At 44.4% G+C, this 23395-nt stretch carries 26 protein-coding genes and 1 pseudogene; 21 read left to right on the forward strand and 6 right to left on the reverse strand.

Annotated features, from left to right (window positions below):
- Window positions 1-61: 61 nt before the first annotated feature.
- Window positions 62-280: a hypothetical protein gene (locus ACFQ3J_RS02285; protein WP_251581013.1), complete on the forward strand. Its 219-nt coding sequence runs from the start codon at window positions 62-64 to the stop codon at window positions 278-280.
- A 48-nt stretch (window positions 281-328) separates the two neighbouring features.
- Here ACFQ3J_RS02285 and ACFQ3J_RS02290 read toward each other — a convergent pair.
- Both ACFQ3J_RS02290 and ACFQ3J_RS02295 read right to left on the reverse strand, forming a co-directional pair.
- Window positions 329-704 (reverse strand): annotated as a pseudogene (locus ACFQ3J_RS02290) (potassium channel family protein).
- Window positions 705-785: 81 nt separating this feature from the next.
- On the reverse strand, window positions 786-1076 hold the full coding sequence (locus tag ACFQ3J_RS02295) for a DUF2627 domain-containing protein (protein ID WP_091158163.1): 291 nt from the start codon (window positions 1074-1076) through the stop codon (window positions 786-788).
- A 148-nt stretch (window positions 1077-1224) separates the two neighbouring features.
- Here ACFQ3J_RS02295 and lpdA point away from each other — a divergent pair, with 148 nt between their 5' ends.
- From lpdA to lipB, 5 genes are all read left to right on the forward strand, one after another.
- Window positions 1225-2646, forward strand: a complete 1422-nt coding sequence (gene lpdA / locus ACFQ3J_RS02300) for a dihydrolipoyl dehydrogenase (RefSeq protein WP_251581014.1) — start codon at window positions 1225-1227, stop codon at window positions 2644-2646.
- 160 nt (window positions 2647-2806) lie between these two features.
- The gene (locus ACFQ3J_RS02305) at window positions 2807-3835 is read left to right on the forward strand and encodes a thiamine pyrophosphate-dependent dehydrogenase E1 component subunit alpha (protein ID WP_280142858.1); all 1029 of its coding nucleotides are present in this window, start codon (window positions 2807-2809) and stop codon (window positions 3833-3835) included.
- A gap of 1 nt (window position 3836) precedes the next feature.
- A complete protein-coding gene (locus tag ACFQ3J_RS02310; RefSeq protein WP_251581016.1) occupies window positions 3837-4823 on the forward strand; it encodes an alpha-ketoacid dehydrogenase subunit beta in 987 nt (328 codons plus the stop codon).
- Window positions 4824-4895: 72 nt separating this feature from the next.
- Window positions 4896-6284 (forward strand): dihydrolipoamide acetyltransferase family protein, encoded by a 1389-nt coding sequence (locus ACFQ3J_RS02315; RefSeq protein ID WP_251581018.1) that lies wholly within the window; start codon window positions 4896-4898, stop codon window positions 6282-6284.
- A gap of 103 nt (window positions 6285-6387) precedes the next feature.
- Complete coding sequence (gene lipB, locus ACFQ3J_RS02320; RefSeq protein ID WP_251581020.1) at window positions 6388-7086, forward strand: lipoyl(octanoyl) transferase LipB; 699 nt, start codon at window positions 6388-6390, stop codon at window positions 7084-7086.
- 105 nt (window positions 7087-7191) lie between these two features.
- Here lipB and prli42 read toward each other — a convergent pair whose 3' ends face one another.
- Window positions 7192-7293 carry a stressosome-associated protein Prli42 gene (prli42, locus tag ACFQ3J_RS02325; protein WP_091158154.1) on the reverse strand — a complete coding sequence of 34 codons (102 nt, stop codon included), beginning with the start codon at window positions 7291-7293 and terminating at the stop codon, window positions 7192-7194.
- 97 nt (window positions 7294-7390) lie between these two features.
- Here prli42 and ACFQ3J_RS02330 point away from each other — a divergent pair, with 97 nt between their 5' ends.
- Complete coding sequence (locus tag ACFQ3J_RS02330; RefSeq protein WP_251581022.1) at window positions 7391-8518, forward strand: M20/M25/M40 family metallo-hydrolase; 1128 nt, start codon at window positions 7391-7393, stop codon at window positions 8516-8518.
- Window positions 8519-8601: 83 nt separating this feature from the next.
- On the opposite strand, the gene ACFQ3J_RS02335 is transcribed toward ACFQ3J_RS02330, so the two are convergent.
- Window positions 8602-8772, reverse strand: a complete 171-nt coding sequence (locus tag ACFQ3J_RS02335) for a Z-ring formation inhibitor MciZ (RefSeq protein ID WP_091158151.1) — start codon at window positions 8770-8772, stop codon at window positions 8602-8604.
- A 96-nt stretch (window positions 8773-8868) separates the two neighbouring features.
- Between ACFQ3J_RS02335 and ACFQ3J_RS02340 the strand changes: the two genes are divergently transcribed.
- The 10 genes from ACFQ3J_RS02340 (at window position 8869) to ACFQ3J_RS02385 (ending at window position 18204) form a co-directional block, all read left to right on the forward strand.
- A complete protein-coding gene (locus ACFQ3J_RS02340) occupies window positions 8869-9450 on the forward strand; it encodes an NUDIX domain-containing protein (protein WP_251581024.1) in 582 nt (193 codons plus the stop codon).
- Between the two features lie 3 nt (window positions 9451-9453).
- Window positions 9454-10659, forward strand: coding sequence for an endonuclease Q family protein (locus ACFQ3J_RS02345; protein ID WP_251581026.1), 1206 nt, complete (start codon window positions 9454-9456; stop codon window positions 10657-10659).
- Between the two features lie 78 nt (window positions 10660-10737).
- Window positions 10738-11355 (forward strand): stage II sporulation protein M, encoded by a 618-nt coding sequence (spoIIM, locus tag ACFQ3J_RS02350; RefSeq protein ID WP_379292276.1) that lies wholly within the window; start codon window positions 10738-10740, stop codon window positions 11353-11355.
- Between the two features lie 126 nt (window positions 11356-11481).
- Window positions 11482-11943: a ferric iron uptake transcriptional regulator gene (gene fur / locus ACFQ3J_RS02355; protein ID WP_047911079.1), complete on the forward strand. Its 462-nt coding sequence runs from the start codon at window positions 11482-11484 to the stop codon at window positions 11941-11943.
- Between the two features lie 284 nt (window positions 11944-12227).
- Window positions 12228-12470: a DUF4227 family protein gene (locus ACFQ3J_RS02360; RefSeq protein WP_091158144.1), complete on the forward strand. Its 243-nt coding sequence runs from the start codon at window positions 12228-12230 to the stop codon at window positions 12468-12470.
- 55 nt (window positions 12471-12525) lie between these two features.
- On the forward strand, window positions 12526-13419 hold the full coding sequence (gene xerD / locus ACFQ3J_RS02365) for a site-specific tyrosine recombinase XerD (RefSeq protein ID WP_251581030.1): 894 nt from the start codon (window positions 12526-12528) through the stop codon (window positions 13417-13419).
- Window positions 13420-13476: 57 nt separating this feature from the next.
- Window positions 13477-14670 carry a phosphopentomutase gene (deoB, locus tag ACFQ3J_RS02370; protein ID WP_091158141.1) on the forward strand — a complete coding sequence of 398 codons (1194 nt, stop codon included), beginning with the start codon at window positions 13477-13479 and terminating at the stop codon, window positions 14668-14670.
- A gap of 64 nt (window positions 14671-14734) precedes the next feature.
- Entirely contained in the window at window positions 14735-15562 is an 828-nt protein-coding gene (locus ACFQ3J_RS02375; RefSeq protein ID WP_091158139.1) for a purine-nucleoside phosphorylase, read from the forward strand.
- A 25-nt stretch (window positions 15563-15587) separates the two neighbouring features.
- Window positions 15588-16445: a purine-nucleoside phosphorylase gene (locus tag ACFQ3J_RS02380; RefSeq protein WP_244533218.1), complete on the forward strand. Its 858-nt coding sequence runs from the start codon at window positions 15588-15590 to the stop codon at window positions 16443-16445.
- Window positions 16446-16905: 460 nt separating this feature from the next.
- Window positions 16906-18204 carry a pyrimidine-nucleoside phosphorylase gene (locus ACFQ3J_RS02385; RefSeq protein ID WP_251581032.1) on the forward strand — a complete coding sequence of 433 codons (1299 nt, stop codon included), beginning with the start codon at window positions 16906-16908 and terminating at the stop codon, window positions 18202-18204.
- A 112-nt stretch (window positions 18205-18316) separates the two neighbouring features.
- Here the strand turns inward: ACFQ3J_RS02385 and ACFQ3J_RS02390 are convergent, their stop codons facing one another.
- Entirely contained in the window at window positions 18317-18496 is a 180-nt protein-coding gene (locus ACFQ3J_RS02390; protein WP_091158134.1) for a hypothetical protein, read from the reverse strand.
- 466 nt (window positions 18497-18962) lie between these two features.
- Entirely contained in the window at window positions 18963-19838 is an 876-nt protein-coding gene (locus ACFQ3J_RS02395; RefSeq protein WP_091158132.1) for a hypothetical protein, read from the reverse strand.
- Window positions 19839-20376: 538 nt separating this feature from the next.
- On the opposite strand from ACFQ3J_RS02395, the gene ACFQ3J_RS02400 reads away from it, so the two are divergent.
- The 4 genes from ACFQ3J_RS02400 to sigF all read left to right on the forward strand — a co-directional run bounded on the left by ACFQ3J_RS02400 (window position 20377) and on the right by sigF (window position 23250).
- Window positions 20377-21564, forward strand: a complete 1188-nt coding sequence (locus ACFQ3J_RS02400; protein ID WP_091158130.1) for a D-alanyl-D-alanine carboxypeptidase family protein — start codon at window positions 20377-20379, stop codon at window positions 21562-21564.
- Between the two features lie 113 nt (window positions 21565-21677).
- Complete coding sequence (gene spoIIAA / locus ACFQ3J_RS02405; RefSeq protein WP_047911086.1) at window positions 21678-22031, forward strand: anti-sigma F factor antagonist; 354 nt, start codon at window positions 21678-21680, stop codon at window positions 22029-22031.
- On the forward strand, window positions 22028-22483 hold the full coding sequence (gene spoIIAB, locus ACFQ3J_RS02410) for an anti-sigma F factor (RefSeq protein ID WP_091158128.1): 456 nt from the start codon (window positions 22028-22030) through the stop codon (window positions 22481-22483). Before spoIIAA ends, spoIIAB begins: the two co-directional genes overlap by 4 nt.
- A gap of 11 nt (window positions 22484-22494) precedes the next feature.
- Window positions 22495-23250, forward strand: coding sequence for an RNA polymerase sporulation sigma factor SigF (gene sigF, locus ACFQ3J_RS02415; protein ID WP_091158126.1), 756 nt, complete (start codon window positions 22495-22497; stop codon window positions 23248-23250).
- The last annotated feature ends 145 nt before the right edge of the window (window positions 23251-23395 follow it).

The raw sequence follows: 23395 nt of genomic DNA on the forward strand, positions 1-23395 counted from the left end.
AGTAATACTTGGAAGTGAAGCATGCCGCATGGTATTGTTTTAAAGTTGAGGTGAAATAACAATGAATAACGACAATAATGTAGAGAAGTTACGAGAAAAGTATCAACAGCTGCTCCATCATGGCGAACTCTCAGAGCAGGCATCAACATTGTTTGAAGTGATACTCGGCGAGCTGGAGCACGCTGCAGGTCAGAATGAACGGCTTCGAAAAGTGATTCTCAAGCAATCCTCGAACAGTAGTAGAATGAATTCGAAATTGCGGGATGCTCTGATGGAATAGGGCTGTTCAATTAAAAATCTCTTCCTTGTGGAAGAGATGGAGTGTGACCTATTTTTCATCAAGAGATTCATCAGGCACGGCTTCTTTGGGTTTGCTGGATAGATGATCAGGAACGATGATGCCAAGGGTGATTCGCGCGATCATTCCAAATGTGATACCGATGCCTGCAAACATATAAATAATGGTGAAGATTTTGGCAAAGTTCGTTTGTGGAGAAAGCTCTGGATGACCCACCGTTGTTAATGTAACAGCGGAGAAATACAAGGCGTCAATCCAGTCCCACTCTTCCACGCTGGAATAAAAAATGGTGCCCGAGAGCAAAGTCGCGAGCATGACAACGAAAAGTGCAAGGAACTTCTTGTCCTTGCTACCGTGATAAATACCTTGCAGCAATCTTTTGAAGGGTCAGTATGAAGGATATCATGTAAACACGGTCTCCTATCCGTATAAGATGTTAATAGAACATTATACCGGAGTACGAGGAGAAGGTTAACCCATGAATTCATTATGAGGTAGCATCGGTGTTTTGTTTCCTTTTGAAGCGCGGGCCTACATAATTACGTTTACGGTCACGGAACAAGATCCAGCCGCCAAGAAACGTCATACAGCAGCCAAATAGTACAAGCCCGAGCGAAAAAGAAAGCCATTCAAAGGCAGGTCTCGCTACCTGCTCATTGCCATGCTCGGCATAATAGTGAAACAAGGAGTCTTTCATCATAAGGAAGCCTTTCATGGCTCCAAGACCTGGAATGACAAGAATGATAATGGCGATAAATCGGGAAAGCATTAGACGCATAAGGAAATACCCCATTTCATACGTACGTATTTTCTATATGATACCTTGTCTTCTAGTTACTGTCTATTGGAAACGGGTTTTTTGTTATTCAATAAGAGGAAGAGTACAATAATGTTTAGTAACGATATGATTGGAGGATTTTATAATCATGGCAATTCATTGCGATGTCGCTATATTAGGCGGGGGAACGGGCGGTTATGTAGCCGCGATTCGCGCTGCACAGCTTGGCAAAGAGGTTGTTCTTATCGAGAAGGACAAATTAGGCGGAACATGCCTTCATAAGGGCTGCATACCGAGTAAATCTTTGCTGCGGAGTGCTGAAGTTTATGCAGAGATTAAAGAAAGTGCCAGCTACGGTATAGAGACCTCAGACGCAACGCTTGTTTTTTCGAAGGTCCAGGAACGCAAGGATGCGGTGGTGGAACAGCTTCACCAAGGAGTTCAGTATCTGATGCGCAAAAATAAAATCACAGTGCTGCAAGGAAAAGGCAGAGTTGTTGGCCCATCCATCTTCTCTCCTAAGAGCGGAGCTGTAGCAGTGGAGCTGGATAATGGAGAGATGGAGAATGTGGTTCCCAACCATCTTATCATTGCGACAGGCTCCCGTCCGAGAATATTACCAGGATTAGAGCCGGATGGTCGGTACATCCTCAGCAGTGACGAGGCGCTGAATCTGGAAGAGCTTCCAGAATCGATAATGATCGTAGGCGGAGGCGTTATAGGGATTGAATGGGCTTCTATGCTGAATGATTTTGATGTGAAGGTAACCGTGGTGGAGGCTGCGGATCAAATATTGCCGCAGGAGGATGGAGACATCGCTGCTGAGATGCAGCGTCTTTTGACCAAGCGTGGAGTGAAGGTTATTACCGGCGCAGCCGTCGATCCCGTTACATATGGTATTCAGGATGGGCAAGCTACTATCGAGATAAAGACCAAGAAGGGTACGGAAACGCTTGCTGCTTCTCAAATACTCGTATCGGTTGGACGTACTGCAAATGTAGAAGGAATTGGTATAGAGAATACTGATATCAAGACAAAGAATGGATATATTCAAGTGAATGGCCATTTGCAGACAGGAGAACCGCATATTTATGCAATCGGTGATTGCATAGGAGGACTTCAGCTTGCTCATGCTGCGAGCCATGAAGGCATTCGTGCTGTCAATCACATCGCAGGTGTTTCCATGCATGTTTCACCTGACCACCTCATTCCGCGTGCCATCTACTCAAGACCAGAGGCGGCGAGTGTGGGCTACACGGAACAGCAGGCAAGGGAACTGGGTTTCTCGGTCAAGACAGGGAAATTTCCTTTTCAAGCGATTGGAAAATCGCTTGTTTACGGCAACCGAGACGGTTTTGCCAAGGTTATAGCAGACGAAGTCACAAATGATATTTTAGGGGTCCATCTCATCGGTACGCATGTGACGGATATGATTAGTGAAGCTGCGCTGGCCATACTGCTAGATGCTACTCCATGGGAAGTCGGGCAGCTTATTCACCCGCATCCATCCTTGTCCGAAATTATTGGCGAAGCCATGCTGAACGTGGATGGTAATGCAATTGGGATGTAACATCTCGTACCTGTATTAAAATGAAATATCAACATACTTCAAAACGTCTTTTCTTTTTGGAAAGAAAACGAGTATAATGAATTTAAGCCAAGTCTTAGTACCAGGTTTTAAGACAAGACGGTACTTCATCTTGAACTGCTCTCAAAAGGAGGTTTGAAGTTTGAATTCAGACACGACATCTAAACAACACAAACATACGAAGCTTGGACTTTCAGACGGTCAAGTCATTGATATGTACAAATATATGCTGCTTGCACGGAAGTTCGATGAACGCTGCTTGCTGCTTCAAAGAGCTGGGAAGATCAATTTCCACGTATCCGGAATCGGTCAGGAGGCTGCGCAGGTTGGAGCTGCCTTTGCTCTGGATCGTGAGAAGGATTACTTCCTTCCCTATTATCGTGATTATGGTTTTGTTCTCGCCGTCGGAATGACGCCTCGCGATCTGATGCTGTCGGCTTTTGCCAAGGCTGAGGATCCGAACAGCGGGGGACGGCAGATGCCGGGCCATTTTGGAAGCAAGAAGCTGCGGATTGTAACAGGCTCGAGTCCAGTGACTACACAAGTCCCGCATGCAGTGGGCGTTGCACTGGCTGCAAAAATGCAGAACAAAGACTTCGTTTCTTTCGTTACCTTCGGTGAAGGCTCCAGTAACCAGGGAGATTTTCATGAAGGAAGCAATTTCGCTGGCGTACACAAGCTGCCGGTCATTATTATGGTGGAGAACAATCAGTATGCCATCTCTGTGCCTGTTCATAAGCAGTTGAGCGGTAAAGTAAGCGATCGTGCTCTAGGTTATGGATTCCCTGGGTTCAGAGTTGATGGCAACGATGCCCTTGAAGTTTACGCAGCCGTCAAGGAAGCCAGAGAGCGTGCGGTTGCAGGCGAAGGTCCGACCTTAATTGAAGCCATGATGTACAGACTTTCTCCCCATTCCACCTCAGATAATGATCTGGCATACCGGACCAAAGAGGAAGTTGAGGAAAATTGGAAGAAAGACGGACTCGTCAAAATGAAGCAATACCTCATTGATTGTGGTATATGGAATGAAGAGCGTGATGCTGATCTGGCGGCACAGCTTGCGCTCGAATTAAAAGAAGCGACTGAATCTGCAGACGCGGCCCCTTATCCAAAACCGGAAGATACACTGCTTCATGTGTATGCTGACGATCATTTGGGAGGAGGACAATAAGATGGCGGTTATGGAGTATATTGATGCAATTAGACTGGCTATGAAAGAGGAAATGGAGCGGGATGAATCCGTATTTGTGCTCGGAGAAGATGTAGGCGTTAAAGGCGGCGTGTTCACCACGACCAAAGGTCTACAAGATCAGTTCGGCGAAATGCGGGTAATGGATACCCCGTTATCCGAATCAGCGATTGCAGGTGTTGCGATAGGTGCGGCCATGTACGGAATGAAGCCGATCGCAGAGATGCAGTATTCAGATTTCATGCTTCCGGCAACGAATCAAATCATCAGTGAAGCTGCCAAGATCAGATATCGCTCGAATAATGATTGGAGCTGTCCGGTTGTTATTCGTGCCCCGATTGGTGGAGGCATATTTGGAGGACTGTATCATTCTCAATGTCCAGAATCCATTTTCTTTGGAACCCCTGGACTCAAGATTGTAGCTCCTTTTACGGCATATGATGCCAAAGGCTTGCTGAAAGCGGCAGTGCGCGATCCCGACCCTGTCCTTTACTTTGAGAATAAAAAAATGTATCGCTTAACAAAAGAAGAGGTGCCTGAGGACGATTACATCGTACCGATCGGTGTCGCCAATCTGCTGCGTGAAGGGGAAGATATTACCGTGATCGGATACTCCCAGCCTCTGCATTTTGTTATGCAGGCAGCAGAGGAGCTGGAGAAGGAGCAAGGGATTACAGCCCATGTTCTGGATCTACGTACATTACAGCCACTCGATAAGGAAGCGATTATTGCAGCCGCCAAGCATACAGGAAAAGTGCTCATTATTCATGAGGATAACAAAACCGGCGGGGTAGGCGCTGAAGTTTCTGCTATAATTAATGAGGAGTGCTTATTTGATCTGGATGCACCAATATCGCGTCTATGTGGTCCGGATGTCCCGGCCATGCCGATCAGCCCTCCGATGGAAAAATTTTATATGCTCAGTAAAGACAAAGTGAAGGACGCAATGCTTAAACTGGCGATGTATTAAAATAAATGGCCTACTCTCGGTTTCGATGAGCAGGCCATTTAAGGTAAAGTGACTTGATTGGAGTGAAACAATATGGCAGGACAAAAAAAATGGATTGAGATCGTGATGCCTCAGCTGGCTGAATCATTAGTGTCAGCTACCATCGCAAAATGGCTGAAAAAGCCAGGCGATCCTGTTGAGCAATATGAACCGATCTGCGAAGTGATTACAGATAAGGTTAATGCTGAAATTCCTTCAACGGTCGAAGGAATAATGGGCGAGATTGCAGCAGAGGAAGGAAGAACGGTGGCTGTAGGCGAGCTGATCTGTCGTATGGAGGTCCACGCGGCTGCTGGTACAGGGATTGTTGCAGATTCTTCGACAAAAGAAAGCGGCCATACTGCTCCGTCTGATTCCGAACATCAAGAATCAAACGGCTCTATGCGTGGACGCTATTCACCTGCAGTGCAGAGCCTCGCTGCAGAGCATGGTCTGAATTTGGAGGATGTGCCTGGTACAGGGATGAATGGCAGAATTACTCGCAAGGATGTATTGCGTTATATTCAAGAAGGTTCGCATCTGAATCAGAAGGCGGCTATATCTAATCATGCGAACCGTCAATCCATCCAAGCAGAGACTAACGTGAGACAAGAGGATACGCGTCCTGCTTCCGATACCACCGGATATTCAGCAGAATCGGAGATGCCTGTTCGTCATTCTGGAATTCACTTGTCTGAGACACCAAGAATTCCAAAAATCGAGATGGAGGGCTTCCCTCAAGGCAGAGCTGAGCAGTACATTGATGTTACACCTGTACGCAATGCCATCGCTCGGAATATGCGCCAGAGTGTCTCTGAAATTCCGCATGCTTGGACGATGATTGAGGTAGATGTCACTAACCTGGTGACCCTTCGCAACAAGCTGAAGGACGATTTCAAGCGCAGCGAAGGCATTAATCTGACTTACTTGGCCTTTTTGCTCAAAGCAGTCGTTAATGCAATTAAGGATTATCCGATTATGAACTCCGTGTGGGCAGTGGATAAGATTATCGTCAAGAGAGACATCAATATAGCTCTGGCGGTAGGAACAGAAGATTCCGTGATGACACCGGTCATTCAACGGGCAGATACGAAGAATATTGCAGGACTAGCACACGAGATTGACGATTTGGCGAGAAGAACGAGAGAAGGAACATTGAAGCTGGATGATATGCAGGGAGGAACCTTTACGGTAAACAACACAGGATCCTTCGGATCGATCCTATCCTACCCGATTATCAACTATCCGCAGGCGGCTATTCTAACATTTGAGTCCATTGTGAAACGGCCTGTGGTCATTAATGACATGATTGCGGTACGTTCAATGGCCAATCTCTGTTTATCGCTGGATCATCGGATTCTGGACGGGGTCATATCCGGTCGTTTCCTGCAGCGGGTTAAAGAAAATTTAGAGAGCTACTCCCTCGAAACCAAGCTTTACTAAAATGGAGAGCTACTCGCTCGAAACGAAGCTTTATTAATTTGTTTCAATATAACTTTTACAGCAATTCTAGAAACGTAATTTTTTCGAAAGGGTGTAAATGCGCATGAGCAGACCGCTTGTTGTGAACTACACAGAGTTGATGGATTACGAAGAGGCTTGGAATTTGCAGAAAAAGCTGGTTAATGCGTTGGATGAAGAGGAGCAGCAGGAACATCTGCTGCTCCTGCAGCATCCACCGACATATACAATGGGAACACAGCGTCATCCGGAGCATTTACTGTATAGCTCAGAAGAGCTTGCGAACAGGGGCATTGCTTTATTTCAAATCGATCGCGGCGGCGATATTACATATCATGGACCCGGACAACTGGTTGGTTATCCAATTCTTCGACTCGGTAGAGAAGAGGATGTTGACTTGCATGGTTATCTGCGGCTCCTTGAAGAAGTCATCATACAGTATTTAGACCGATATGGTATTGCTGCAGGCCGTAAGGAGCAGTATACAGGAGTGTGGGTGGACAACCATAAAATATGCGCAATCGGGGTTAAATTTAATCGTAGTAGGCGGACCAGAGGCTTTATTACGAGTCATGGCTTTGCATTTAATATTAAATCAGGGATTCAGAATGAGGGATTCTCGGGTATTATTCCTTGCGGAATTGAGGAGTATGGTGTCACTTCGCTCGAGGATTGCACAGGCCAAACCTTCTCAGTAAAGAAAGTAGCGGATGAGCTGGTAACCATCTTTGCAAGCTTGTTCTCATTTAAGCCGACTTGGGTGCAGGTTATGGCTTCAAAATGAATGAGTAGCGCATGATAAGATGGGTCCGAGTTTTATTACCGCATAAAAAAGCTCTCTTCCCCTAAGTGCGAGAAGAAAGCTTTCTAATGAGCAACACGGTATTGATTATCCATATAATAGAGGCTCAATGACAATCAATAGAGTAGATGCAACCATAGCGATGAGCATGAGATAGACAATGATTTTGAACCATTTTTTCTGCTGCATTCATTAAAGCTCCTTTATAATTCGAATGAGGTATAATAAATTCTATTGTAACGTATCTGCACTCGATGTGGAAGTAATTGAAGAAGGGAAGTTAACCATGATTAAACAAGAACGGATTGTTGAAGAATTTATAGAGCTTGTTCGAGTAGACAGCGTTACTACAAACGAACAAAACATTGCCAAAGTGTTGACAGACAAATTTAATAAGCTGGGACTCGAAGTTACAGAGGATCAATCCAAAGGGCGTACAGGACATGGAGCCGGCAATCTGATTGTGACATGGAAGGCACAAGGCGTGCAGTCAGCACCGAACATATTTTTTACCTGCCATATGGACACTGTAGCGCCTGGTGTAGGCATTCAACCAGTCGTATCCGAAGATGGTTATATTCGCAGCGACGGAACGACCATTCTCGGTGCAGATGATAAGGCAGGAATTGCTGCCTTGTTTGAAGCTATTCGCGTCATTCAAGAAAATGAACTTCCTCATGGACAGATTCAATTCGTCATTACGGTCGGAGAAGAATCGGGTCTTATCGGTGCAAGAGGAATGGAGCGTGATGCAATTGATGCGGAGCTGGGCTTTGCTCTGGACTCAACCGGAGAAGTAGGCGGTATTTGTGTCTCTGCACCGGCTAGGGCTCAGATCAAAATGAAGATCACTGGCAAATCCGCGCATGCGGGTGTTAATCCGGAAGACGGAATAAGTGCCATTCAAGTCGCTGCAAAGTCCGTTGCAGCCATGAAGCTGGGGCGTATCGATCATGAGACAACAGCCAATATTGGCAGCTTCTCGGGCGGCGGCCCGCTGAACGTGGTGTGTGATTATGCGGAAATTGCTGCCGAAGCGAGAAGCATTGTACAGGAGAAAGTGGAGCATCAGGTGGATCACATGAGGGAATCACTGCTTAATACCTGCCGCGAGTATGGTGCAACAGGTGTATTTGAGAGCGAAATTGCTTATCCTGCGTTCAAGCTGACTGAACAAAGTGAGGTGGTACAGCTTGCGGCAGCAGCGATTTCAAGCGTTGGTTTGACACCGGAGACTTTCCCATCCGGTGGCGGCAGTGATGCCAATATATTTAACGGATTTGGAATTCCAACCGTCAATCTTGCTTTGGGATATGAAGATATCCATACGACAAACGAACGAATTAAGGTAAGAAGCCTTGTTGATGCAGCGAAGGTCGTTGTATCCATCGTGCAGGAAGCTGCTAAGCGATAATTGATATCTTGTTCATCTGCAGGTCTGGAAAGGGGCGTTTCCTTCCAGGCCTTTTTGAAAACACAAAAGAAAATCATAAGAAATCATGATTTCTTTATTTTTTGTATAAGCGGAGATACGGCTTGTCCGCCCTTCATCAGCTCCTTGAGATGAGTGTCAGGTCCGTGATCCGAAATCCAGTGTTTCAGCGTCATTTTTATTTCATCCGCTTGTCCAATCATAAACACGCCATTATTTGTCTTATAGCTCTTCATAAGGTGGGCCACTCCTTCGAATTGGGATTCATATTACACCGTATGCCCACGGCCCTTGAACTATACACATGAATTAATTCCAGGGAGGTCTTTATTTTGAATTCAAATCCATATATCAAACATCCGAAATCGAATCCCGCACTTGTAGAAGAAACCGTATCAAGCAAAGAAATTTTTGACGGCAAGATCATCTCACTCCAAGTAGACACCGTAAAGCTGCCCAATGGACAAACCGGTACACGTGAAATTATTAAGCATCCCGGGGCTGTCGCAGTCCTTGCGCTCAAGGGTGACAAGATGCTTGTAGTGGATCAGTACAGACAGGCGCTTGGAAGAACCCAGGTTGAGATTCCAGCAGGCAAGCTTGACCCTGGAGAAGATCCGATGGAAGCTGCAGGAAGAGAGCTGAGAGAAGAGACAGGCTATCATGCTCCGGAGCTGAAGCCTCTACCGGCGTTCTATACATCACCAGGCTTTGCAGATGAGATCATCTATTTGTTTATGGCAGAGCAGCTTGAAGCAGGCAGTATGCAGCCGGATGAGGATGAATTTCTGGAAGTGCTCGAGGTGACTCTCGATGAAGCGTATGAGCTGATCCGGGAAGGCCGCATCAGTGATGCCAAGACCATTGTTGCTGTATATGCATGGCACTTGTATCAATTAACAGGGAAGATATAAATCATGAATCAGAAAGTTACATTGACTGATCCTGCGCTGACTACATACTATGCTGATCTTCATATTCATATCGGGAGGACCCGTTATGGCGATGCTGTAAAGATTAGTGGAAGCCGTGATCTGACCTTTGTGGGCATTGCCAAGGAGGCAGCTGACCGGAAGGGCATCCATCTAATTGGCATTATTGATGCCCATTCTCCAGTCGTTCAGCGGGATATTAGAGAAGCGCTGGATTCGGGTGAAATGACAGAGATCGATGGCGGAGGAATTGGTTATAAGGATACAGTGATTCTGCTGGGAACAGAGCTTGAGGTGAGGGAGCCGGGACGGAAAGAGTTTCATCTCCTAGCTTATTTCAGAACTTTGCAGGAGATGGAATCCTTCACAGACTATCTTTCTCGTTATATGAAAAATGTGAATCTCAGCTCGCAGCGTGTGTATGTGCCGGCGATTGAATTACAGAAGGAAATTATATCTCGTGGTGGGATATTTATCCCTGCACATATTTTTACTCCTCATAAAGGAATCTACGGGAGTACGGCGCATCGAATGGAAGAGGTGCTTGATTTAAGCCTGATCTCTGCAGTTGAGCTGGGACTCAGTGCGGATACCGAAATGGCCGGCTACATTAGTGAATTGGACCGTTATCCCTTCTTGACGAATTCGGATGCCCACTCCCTTGCCAAGATTGGAAGAGAATATAATGAGCTGGCTCTGGCTGAGGCTTCATTTGATGAATTTAAGCTGGCGCTTCAGTCACAAGGGGGACGCAGAATTAAAGCAAACTACGGTCTGAATCCGCGCCTTGGTAAATATCACAGGACCTACTGCGGCCTCTGCAGCAGTATATTAGATGAAGAGCAAATCTCGGGAGAACGATGCCCGTATTGCGGAAGCACCAAATTGATTCACGGGGTATTGGACCGTGTTCTATCGATCTCGGACCGCGAAGTCCCTCATGCATCCGATCATAGACCTCGATATCATTATCAGGTTCCCCTGGAGTTCATTCCTGGCCTTGGCAAGGTGAAGCTCCGATTGCTGCTCGAGGCCTTTGGTTCTGAGATGGCTATATTGCACCGTGTATCCGAGCTGGAATTGGCAAGCGTAGTGGGTAACGAGTTAGCCAGACTTATCGTCATGGCAAGGAATGGTGAGCTCGGTTTATCGGCTGGTGGCGGAGGAACCTATGGAAGAGTCTCTCTATAGATTTCATTTTTAGAGTCATAGAGTAACGGACAAGTTCATAATGTAAGGTATGTAATGAGAAAGGGGACGACCTTAACGATGTTATTTCTCAAGCATACCTTCCGGGATCAAACTCCGCTCTATGTATTTGTCGCTGTTCTGTTTTTAGTCGGGGTCATCTTTGGTGCATTAATGGTGGGTGCACTTACCCTTGATCAGCAGCAAGACCTGGCAGGGTATCTGGACAACTTTTTTGTTACGATGAATCAAGGAAATAGTTCGGGCAGCACATATATGGATATTGCGATGCTTCATTTAAAATGGGTTGGTCTGATCTGGGTGCTTGGTCTGTCCGTTATCGGACTACCGGGTATACTTATTTTGGATTTTCTAAAGGGAGTACTTATCGGGTTTACCGTCGGCTATATGGTGGGACAGTATTCCTGGAAAGGGCTTCTCCTCGCCATGGTATCTGTAGCACCGCATAATCTGCTCGTCATACCCGTTATTCTTATATGCAGTGTGGCAGCAATCACCTTCTCGCTTCATATGATCAAGAGTCGTTTCTTTATGAACAGAAACGGCAGTGTCAAGAGACCGCTGACAAGCTATATCGGGTTAACGGTTGCCATGGCCGGATTAATGCTTGCCATCTCATCATTTGAGACTTGGATTACGCCACTGCTTATGCAGTGGGTTGCACCTTTGTTTGTATAATGTGACAAGTTGAACAGCCCTCTCTCTCATCGCTTGATATAGTTGACTTTATTAAAGATGAGACCCTATAATAATACAAGTGAGTTTTCGATCATGATGCAGTGATTTCCTAGGGGGAGGGAGAAGATGGAAGCACGAATCGAGAAAATAAAGCAGCAATTACAATCCCAAGGCTATAAATTAACGCCCCAGCGGGAAGCCACGGTAAGAGTCTTGCTAGAGAATGAAGAAGATCACTTGAGCGCAGAAGACGTGTTTATGCTCGTCAAGGAAAAAGCTCCCGAAATCGGTCTTGCTACCGTATATCGAACCCTTGAGCTGCTAAATGAGCTGCATGTCGTTGAGAAGATTAACTTTGGTGACGGAGTAGCACGCTATGATTTGCGCGGTGATACGAACAAGCATCATCATCACCATTTGATATGCGTTCAATGCGGCAGCATGGATGAGATACGCGAAGATTGGCTCGGACCGCTTGAAGAACGCCTGGAACGTGAGTTTAATTTTACAGTTCTCGACCATAGGCTTGATTTTCAGGGGATTTGCTTCCGCTGTAAAGACAAGAACGACCAGAAGCCTAATCAATAACATAAAGACTAGCAGATCAGACAAGCTCTCACCGGCTTTTGTTCGGGGGAGCTTTTTAGCGTTCTTATTCATAAATATGTGGTAAGCTTCTATTCTGAGATATACATTTAGTTTGCCGTTAGGTAAGATGGAGATAGAGTGATACAAAGCCTGTTTTTCCTTGAAATTTCATGTCCGTCATAAAGCAAGCGGATCGGTCATAGCTTAGACATAGCATAAGTGTATGCTGGGAAGACTATCCGTGTAAACAAAGGACAAGACGTGAATGAAAGGCGGGATAATTCATGATTTTTTCACTCCGCAGAATGTTTCGACTATTTCGGTTTCTTATCGTATTTGCTGCACTTGTATACATGTTCTATAATGTGTTCAATCTATTTTCGGAATGGATTACACCTGTTGACCACTACAAAATTCCAGAGGGAAATGCGCTTAAAGTATTTCATCACGAGGAAGGCGCAGGTCTTATTATGGAGAAGACGAGTATGATTGAACGGCTGCGTTTCTTTTATTGGTATGGTGAATAAAGGCGATTATCTAATGTCATAATGAAAATTTGTAGTAAGGGAGCGTAATGTGCCGATGAGGAATTATGTGCAGCCTTACATGAATTATTTACAGGAAGACAAGGGATCTTCCTTAAGTACACTGGAATCCTACAGACGTGATATAGAGCAATTTATTGGGTATATGGATAATGAACAAATAACACAGGCTCAGGACGTTACCCGCAATCAGATTGTCCTGTACATGGGATATTTAAAGAAACAGAAGAAGGCAGCTTCAACGATTGCTCGTAATGTGGTATCGATCCGTTCTTTTTTTCATTATTTGATGTATCAGGGTGTTGTACAAAAAGACCCCACGTATCATTTGGACTCACCTAAATTAGAGAAGTCTCCTCCCAAGATACTTTCCATTGCGGAAGTGGACAGCCTTCTATCCCTGCCTGACTCTTCAACACCCTCTGGGGCCAGAGACAAAGCCATGCTCGAGCTGTTGTATGCCACGGGGATTAAGGTCTCTGAATTGGTACAGCTTAATGTGAAGGATTTAAATCCGCAGCTGAAGTATTTGAGAACCGGCAGCAACAGTGCTAAGGAGCGGGTAATCCCTATAACAGGTATCGCTGCCCAAGCGACCGCGGAATATGTGAACAACGCCAGAAGTGCGCTGTTGAAGGCGAATGGAGAAGAAGAGGCGTTGTTCGTTAATACGAATGGGGCAAGGCTGACAAGGCAGGGAATCTGGAAGATGATTAAGAAGTATGCAGACGGTGCTGGACTTGGCGAAGGAAGGATTACGCCACATACGTTAAGGCATTCTTTTGCTGCTCATCTACTGGAGAATGGGGCTGATCTAAGATCGGTACAGGAAATGATGGGACATGCAGATATCTCGACGACCCAGATGTATAGCCATGTGGTGAAACGAAATATGAAGGACGTATATGATCATTATCATCCCAGAGCGTAATTGATGTCTTGAATTTGAGATTGAATTGATAATAGAGGAAGGGGTATTACGTACATCATGACAAACAATAAACCTAGATTCAAACGCATATGCTTTATCGTACTTGACAGTGTTGGTATTGGGGCCTTGCCGGATGCACCCGAATTTGGCGACGAAGGTGCTCATACATTAGGACACATTCTTGAACGTGTTCCCCATGTGAAGCTGCCGAACATGCAGAAATTGGGGCTTGGTAATATAGCTGAAATTCCTCCGCTTGAGCCAGTGGACGAGCCTCGGGCTTATTATGGCAAGATGAAAGAGGTGTCGGCAGGCAAAGACACGATGACAGGCCATTGGGAGCTTATGGGACTTAAGATTGACACGCCTTTCAATACATATCCTGATGGATTTCCTCAAGATCTGATCACCGAGTTTGAGAAGCAGACAGGCCGCAAGGTCATTTGCAACAAGCCCGCTTCGGGAACAGAAGTGCTTGATGAATACGGTGAAGAGCAGATGAAGACGGGGGCTTGGATAGTGTATACTTCGGCGGACAGTGTATTCCAGATCGCGGCTCACGAAGATATCATTCCTCTCGAGGAACTGTACAAGGCTTGCAAGATTGCCCGCAAGCTGACTCTCGCTCCTGAGCATTCAGTAGGGCGCGTCATTGCACGTCCGTACATCGGAACTCCGGGTGCATTCAAACGGACTTCCAACAGGCATGATTATGCAGTCAAGCCGCCAGAGCCTACGGTCATGAATGCGCTGCACAGCGCAGGGTATGATGTTATTGCGGTTGGCAAGATTAACGACATATTCGATGGTGAAGGTGTGACGGAAGCTTATCCGACAAAAAGCAATGAGCATGGCATTGAAGTCACGATTGAGCAGCTAGGAAGAGACTTCAATGGTCTCTTGTTCACGAATTTGGTCGATTTTGATTCATTATACGGACATCGCAGAGATCCGGAAGGATATGCGGGCGCACTGGAAGTATTCGATCAGGAGCTTCCTAAGATTATGGAACGTATCAGCGAAGAGGATCTATTGATTATCTCGGCTGACCATGGGAATGATCCTATTCATCGGGGAACGGATCATACGCGTGAGTATGTACCGGTTCTTATTTACAGCCCGGCTCTCAAGCAGCAAGGTGACACGATTGGAGTACGGGAGACTTATTCGGATCTGGGTGCTACGATCTCCGATAATTTCGGTGCTTCCGCACCGCTTCACGGGGCAAGCTTCTTGAATGAATTGAAGTAGGGCTGCTTGTAGAATACGCAATATGGATGGATTGAAATTCAAGCAAAAGGGGCTATTTAGCAAAATGGTGAGAATACTAACACAAAGCATGGTACAAGAGGCAGCAGCATTTATTAAAGAAAAAACAAGTGTAAAGCCCGAAATCGGGCTGATCCTTGGTTCTGGACTTGGAATATTAGCCGAGCTGATTGAGGATGCGGCAGCTATTCCGTACGAAGAAATCCCTCATTTTCCGATATCGACGGTCGAGGGTCACGTGGGAGAGCTGCTGATTGGTAACATACAAGGCCGCCCAGTCGTCATGATGAAGGGCAGATTCCATATGTATGAAGGCTACGGCCCGGAAGTGACTGCATTTCCGGTTCGGGTTATGAAGGAGATCGGGGTTCAAAAAATGCTGGTGACTAATGCGGCAGGCGGAGTTAATACCAATTATAATGCTGGGGATCTTATGATTATTTCCGATCATCTGAATCTGACCGGCCGCAACCCGCTGGTTGGACCTAATGAGTCTGCATTTGGAGTGCGCTTCCCTGACATGTCAGAAGCTTACAGTGAAAGACTGCGCAAACTGGCTAAAACGACAGCTGAAGCGCAGGGCTTCAACATTCAGGAGGGGGTGTATGCAGGACTTCTCGGCCCCAACTATGAAACTCCAGCCGAAATCGTGATGCTTCGTAGACTTGGTGCTGATGCGGTTGGCATGTCAACCGTAGCGGAAGTTATCGTAGCCCGTCATACAGGTATTGAAGTGCTCGGAATCTCCTGTATTACGAACATGGCAGCCGGAATTCTGGATCAGCCTCTCTCGCATGATGAGGTTATGGAAACGGCAGAACAAGTAAAAGGGAAATTCCTCGGATTAGTTATGGCGCTGATCCCATACATGTAAATTTGACGAAGAGGGGAAAATGACAATGAATCAAGAGAATACGACGATGTATGCTGGAAATATTGAAGAAGCTGCTGGATACATAACAAGCAAGCTGGGTAAATACTCCCCAAAAATTGGCTTGGTGCTGGGCTCAGGACTTGGAGATTTAGGCGATCAAATCGAAGATGCTGTATATATTCCTTATGATGAAGTACCGCATTTTCCTAAATCTACAGTTGAGGGACATGCAGGCCGCTTTGTCATCGGTCAGCTCGAAGGCAAGGATGTCATTATTATGCAGGGTCGTTTTCATTACTATGAGGGATATGACATGCGCACGGTTGTTATGCCCGTTTATGTAATGAAGAGCCTTGGCATTCAGACACTCGTATTAACAAATGCAGCCGGCGGCATGAACCGTGCCTTTAAGGCAGGGGATCTCATGCTCATATCCGATCATATCAATATGACAGGCGCTAACCCGCTCATCGGACCAAATGATCCGAAATTGGGTGTTCGTTTTCCAGATATGTCAGCCGCATATGATCCTGAATATCGCATATTGGCGAAGGAGCTGGCTAAAGATATACATGGTGAGGATGGATCCGTACTTGAGCTCCAGGAAGGTGTCTATTGTGGCATCAGTGGACCTACGTATTCAACCCCTAAAGAATCCACGATGTTTGCCCTGCTTGGCGGGGATGCGATCGGGATGTCTACAGTGGGCGAAGTGATCGCCGCAAGTCATGCCGGGCTGCGTGTTCTCGGTATCTCGTGTATTACCGACATGGCAATTGGCGAGGAACTTGAGCCGCTGACTCATGAGCAAGTCGTAGCTGTAGCAAACCGGACGAAGCCGAAATTCATTGGACTGGTGCGTGCCTTTGTGAGCCGAGTGTAAGTCTTTGTATTGGGCGATGGCTGTCTTTTTTCAGGGCATGACAGCCAAGGAAACCGGTGATTTAACTATGGCTAATCCGGTGATCAGGTAGATTTATCTCCTATTGCAGGTATAAACTTCAAAGAATGGGCTACGAATATCTACGACTCTTATAAGGCACACTTTAAACCATGGCTAATGCATACAATAAATGATTTAGGATTAGAACAGAAACCTAAAAGGTTATCTTTGATTACAGGGGTTAGCCAGTATTCAATGAAGAGCTATCTTGTTTATAATGTAGCTCCTCAAAAAGAATACTTCTTGAAAATTATAAATGGGTTAAATCAAACACCGGATGTTTTTTTAAAGTATGTGAAGATAACTACAGACCTAGATCTCACTTTTGACATTATAAAAATGGTCGAAAACTGGCAGAACAAAACCTGTACAAGGCTAAAAGCACTGAGGTGAAAGCGTAATGAGAATGATTGATTTAATTCATAAAAAACGGAATAACGAGTCACTGTCAAAAGATGAAATTGAGTTTATTATTTCAAATTATGTGTCTGACAATATTCCTGATTACCAAATGTCTGCACTTTCGATGGCTATCTTCTTCAACGGTATGAACGATGATGAGGTGGCTAACTTAACACATGCTATGGCTTTTTCGGGTGAAACAGTGGATTTGTCTCCGATCAAGGGAATTAAAGTTGATAAACACTCTTCTGGAGGAGTGGGAGATAAGACTAGTCTAATCGTACTTCCTTTGGTGGCTTCTGTGGGCGTTCCTGTGGCTAAAATGTCTGGGAGAGGCTTAGGACATACCGGAGGAACTCTAGACAAATTAGAGGCAATAGAGGGCTTTAAAATTGAACTCACTAATAAAGAGTTTATAGATAACGTAAATAATGTTGGAATGGCTCTTGTTGGTCAAACAGCAAATTTAGTCCCAGCCGACAAAAAACTGTATGGGCTGAGAGACGCAACTTCTACGGTTGATTCTATTCCTTTGATTGCAAGTTCAATAATGAGCAAGAAAATAGCTTCAGGTGCAGATGCAATTGTTCTAGATGTAAAAGTTGGTTCAGGTGCTTTTATGAAGACAATTGAGGAAGCTAGGAAGCTTGGTAGCATAATGGTATCCATTGGTAAGAGTTTAAATCGTAACACTGTTGCTGTATTAAGCAATATGGATGAGCCTCTTGGTCATGAAGTTGGGAATGCGAACGAGATTATGGAAGTAGTTCAAGTCTTAAAAGGTCAAGGCGAGAAGAAACTTACCGAATTAAGCCTAACATTGGCTTCACATATGGCTGTTTTAGGTGGAAAGTTCGATTCTTATGATGAGGCATATGCTGAAATGTCAAAACTGATTGAGAATGGACAAGCCATTAACAAGTTCAAAGAATTTATTTCTGCACAAGGCGGCAATCCTGAATTTGTTGATAATCTTGACAAACTACCTCAAGCTAAGAACCATTTTGAAATTGTAAGTCCTAAAGATGGTTATGTCGGTTTCATTGATGCTGAAAAAATTGGACTCGCTGCTATGATGGCAGGAGCTGGTCGTAAAACTAAGGCTGATCCGATAGACCATTCAGTTGGAATTACACTGAAAGCAAAAACTGGTGACAAAGTTGCAAAAGGTGATATCTTAGCAATTCTCCATTGCAACAGTGAGGACAGCGAGAGTAAGACTCTAATTCTGGATGCTTACGAAATTTCAAATGAGCAAATAGAAAGTAAAGACATTGTTTTTGATGTAATCTCATAAAAAACGAAAAAAATACCCCTCAATAGGATCATCGCATCCTAAAGAGGGGTATAGTTGTATTTCTACTTATTTTTCAATTTTAACCTTCAAAAAAATTACCAATTCATTTGAATTATTCAGAAGGCTGATTTTCGTCTGTATTTGCTTTTTTAGCGGCATTAGTTTTAACAGTCTTATTGATAATACCTGCAGCCAAGAGAAAACCTAGAACACTATTTGCAGCAATCATCAACTCATCATATTGCTCTGCGGTCAATTCCAAGCCAAATACTTTTCCGACCGCTTGAATCATAATCAGAATCGAATTTACTTAGATAAGGTAAAGAGCGTACTGGAGGAGACGTTCAACAACTAAAATCCTCGGACGAAGTTGTAACAATGGAGTATGTGCATTTAAGAGAATTTAAGTGAAAGTGAGATTCTATTAAAAAGGGAGAGCTAATATGGAAATTAAATTAGAAGACACTCTCTACTCGTCCGATAACAGAAGAAGAATTGCTTCGATATTATGAACCATACACCGAAGAGAAAAATTAACACGGATTATTTGGTTGATATGGCAATAAAATGCTAGCTGTTGTCAGATGAAAGGCGTATTGGATAAGAATTATAGGAAATGGGTTGAGTGAAACAAAAAAACCAATCACAATGAAGAATGATTGGTTTCAGATTATGTAATTAAATTATGTCAAAATGCTGCTTAACGACCTTCGTAATCAGCACCATGATCTGATATGTACATCTGAGTTGGGATAATACTAGGATAAGTTATAAAAACTAACAGACCCAGTGTGATCATTAGTGAAAGTGTGGTCTTTTTCATTTAATAGGTCTCCCCTCATAATTATATCATTAAGTATATCATAACATGTCTTAAGTTGGGAGGTTTTCCCGAATTTTCTAAGAATTTCAAATAAAGAAATAGCTTTTTTGAAATATTTGTCGTTACCCAATCTATCTGCAGCAACAAGGACATGTAGAGTGATATCGATTGCAGATTCATGTTCTTCCCTTTTGTGTCTGTAAAGTGCTAACTGATAATGATATGAGAGGTAATATGCGGACTTAATTTTTTCAGTATATTGAGTATAGTCATCTATATGTTTAGATAACTGAGAAATCTCTGAATCTACATTATAGTTAAAATGATTTGCTGATCGGAGAATGTTTATCATACCTGGAAGCACCTGATCGGGATTATTATCTAAGAATTCTACATATTCAGCTATCTTCTCTTGCTTTCCGTCCAACACATCAATTTGAAGGCTATTGGCAGAAGCAAAAAACTTAAAGTCTTGAATGATGAGTTTTCCAGTTTCACTTGAGTCATCTAGCCAATCTAGATTTGCATATAAAGAAATATACTCTTTGGACTTGGTGTATACACCTAACTTTTGATAAGAAAGACCAGTCATTAGGTAACTGTATCCGAAGTAGTAGATTATATGTTTACCAAATACGTGAGAAGTTGAACCTTTTTCAAGAAGCTCTTTGTGGATTTCTTTTGCTAGTTCCAAGAGCTCATTAGATATTGAAATGACATCATTCCAATTTTCAACAGAATAGCTTACCTTAATATGTTGTACTAATGTGTCTAAGTCCAGAGGTTCATTAATAGGATAAATTTCATTCATTACTCCCTCTCCTTACCAATAATTTCATATAATTTACTTTATTTTACATTACAAAATTCAGTAGGTCAATAGAATGTAAACTAATTTGTTTTAATGTTAAGGAGGTGTTAGATTGAATATATTTTGTCTGATAATTAGATATAAACGCAAAAAGAAGCTGAAGGGCAATATTACTGTCCCTCCAGCTTCTTTTTGATATCGTGAGTCATTCATGACTTAAAAAGCTCTGTCTTCACATTTAACCTTCAATTGCATCTTTCGTGCAAAAAGAGCGAGTGCCAGCGCGATTCCGGCGCTTAGCGTGTGTCCTGCGTCAGCAAGGAGGGTCAGGCTTTGTGTTATGAGCCCTCAAACCACCTAGTGCGAACCTCTTCATTGTACTTACCCCTTATGTCCAGTTCATTATCTTGTAATTGAAGGCACTGCTATTTTTCATTATACAGACTAGGAATAATTTGGAGGATTCTTGACGACAATGATTAGCAGTATAACGATTCAAGCTACAATGTAGCATTCACATGAGGAGGATAATATTGCCATGAAACAAGGAGTAAGGCTGCTGACCGCTATGATGCTATCGGCCGCACTGATCGTTCCAAGCAGCGCATATGCGGAAGAGCCTGTAGGACCGAAAACGGAGAATACGACTCCGGCAGTGGATCTTGCGCAAAATGCAAAATCAGCGGTCATGCTGGATGCGGATACTGGAACTATTATTTATGAGAAGAATGGCCATGAGAAATTGCCTCCTGCCAGTATCACGAAGATTATGACCATGCTGTTAACGATGGAAGCAATTGATTCCGGTAAGCTGAAGTGGACTGACAAGGTTCGAACGAGTGAATATGCCTCTTCCATGGGTGGATCTCAAATTTTCCTGGAATCGGGCGAAGAGATGACCGTGGATGAGATGTTAAAGGGCATTGCCATGGCATCTGGAAATGATGCTTCTGTAGCTATGGCTGAGAAAATTGCCGGCTCTGAAGAAGCGTTTGTGCAGATGATGAATGATCGGGCAAAAGAGCTGGGCATGAATGATACTCATTTTGCCAATTGCAATGGTCTTCCGGTAGAGAATCATTATTCTTCAGCACATGATATTGCTATTATGAGCAGAGAGCTGCTTAAACATAAAGACATTACCAAATATACCGGAGCCTATCAGGACTATCTGCGGAAAGACACTGCCAAGCCGTTCTGGCTCGTGAACACCAACAAGCTTGTACGTTTCTATACCGGTGCCGACGGCCTGAAGACGGGCTATACCTCTGAAGCCAAATTTTGCTTATCCGCCACAGCGATGAAGGATGGTATGCGTGTGGTAGCCGTTGTGCTGGGTGAGCCTAACACGAAGACGAGAAACAGCGAAGTGTCGAATATGTTCGATTACGCCTTTTCACAATATACGATGAAGCCTATATATAAACAAGGGGACGTTATCGGTAAAGTGAACATTGAGAAAGGAAACATCAAAGAGCTGGAATTGGTGGCCGAAGTACCTTACAGTGTGCTTATGAGAAAAGGCAGCGCCGGAGAGACCACGCAGCAGCTGACCGTTCCTACCGAAATCAAGGCCCCGATCAAAAAGGGCCAGGTGCTGGGCAAGCTCGTTGTATCCCAGGATAGCAAGGTGCTGAAGGAATTTGATATTACAGCCGCGGTAGACGTTGAAAAAGCAGGCTTCTGGAAGCTCTTTAAACGGACAACCTCTGATCTTTTCCGCTAAAATAAGCAAGTTTGTTGATTCATGAGACTTTTCTTCTAGTTTTGTCGGAGTGCAGGAAAGCAGTAAATCGGCGTAGAAATGGTTGGTCATGACAGGGAGGAGAGTGAGCAAGCATGAATTTACAGGTCAGTATGGAATATGCACACGGGGTGCTTATTGTACGATTATCGGGGGAGCTCGATCACCACACAGCAGATCTGGTTCGCCTTCAGATGGATGAAGCGATTGCAAGGCAGAACAGCAAGCATCTGATTCTTAGTTTGAAAGACCTTGACTTTATGGACAGTTCAGGACTTGGTGTCATTCTTGGACGCTATAAGTTGATACATCATAAAGGTGGAAAAATGGTCATATCTGGAGCTAATCCTGCTGTATATCGTTTGCTTGAAATGTCAGGCTTGTTCAAAATCATGCCGGTGTTCGAAAACGAGGGAAGCGCCCTCTCGGATCTGGAGGTGGTCTCATGAGTAGCGAGCAGCTATCGAATTTTATGAATTTGCAGTTTGCTGCCAAGTCGGAGAATGAATCGTTCGCGAGAGTGGCGGTGGCATCCTTTATTTCTCAGCTGGACCCGACGATGGACGAGCTGAGTGATTTGAAAACGGTCGTATCTGAGGCCGTGACGAACAGCATCATCCATGGTTATAACAATGACTCTGCGGGAATTGTAACCATTAAGGCTGAAATTGTTGGAGACATGATCACACTTGTCATTGAAGACCAGGGTCAGGGAATTGAGGATTTGGAGCTGGCGAAGCAGCCTCTGTACACCTCTAAGCCTGAGCTGGAGCGCTCTGGTATGGGATTCACAATAATGGAAAATTTTATGGATGAATGTGAAGTGGTGAGCGAGCCTGGGCGAGGTACTTCGATCATGATGAAGAAACGGATAGAATCCAAGAAAGCACTGTATAATTAGGGGTTGGACCTATGGAAGCAGAAGCGAAACAAACTTCACATACGTATCTGGAAGATGCGGAAGTCAAGCGTCTTATCGCTCTTTCCCAAAGCGGAGACCAGGTGGCGCGTGACACGCTTGTCAATTGTAACATACGTCTTGTATGGTCTGTCGTTCAGCGGTTCATGAACCGGGGATACGAGCCGGAGGATCTGTTTCAGATCGGCTGCATCGGGCTCCTCAAATCCGTAGATAAATTTGATCTCAGCTACGATGTCAAATTTTCGACTTATGCGGTTCCCATGATTATCGGCGAGATTCAGCGTTTCCTTCGTGATGATGGAACGCTGAAGGTCAGCCGTTCCCTGAAAGAGACCGCCAACAAGGTTCGCAAGAAGAAAGATGAGCTCTCTAAATATTTAGACAGGCTGCCCACCATCAAGGAGGTTGCAGACGAGCTGGGAATTACCCCTGAGGAGGTTGTATTCGCTCAGGAAGCAAATAAGCCTCCAACTTCCATTCACGAGACGGTATTTGAGAATGACGGGGACCCGATTACGCTTATGGATCAAATTGCAGATGAATCACAAGAGCGTTGGTTTGACAAGATGGCACTTAATGAAGCCATTGGAAATCTGTCTGAGCGGGAGCGGCTGATCGTCTATCTGAGGTATTACAAGGATCAGACGCAATCTGAAGTAGCGGCAAGGCTGGGCATTTCGCAAGTTCAAGTGTCCAGATTGGAGAAGAAAATACTGCAGATTATCCGTGAACAAATTGCTCAGTAAATACAAAATGCATATAACAATGAATAAACATGATATAAGAGTCTTTTTCTCGTCAGAGAAAAGGCTCTTTTTTTGATTTATCTTGATATCCATCTCAGAGGGAATAGAAAAGAGGAGGAGTCTCCATACTATGAATAATTTCACA

The sequence above is a fragment of the Paenibacillus provencensis genome, assembly GCF_042678545.1.
GTDB classification, from domain to species: domain Bacteria; phylum Bacillota; class Bacilli; order Paenibacillales; family Paenibacillaceae; genus Paenibacillus; species Paenibacillus provencensis.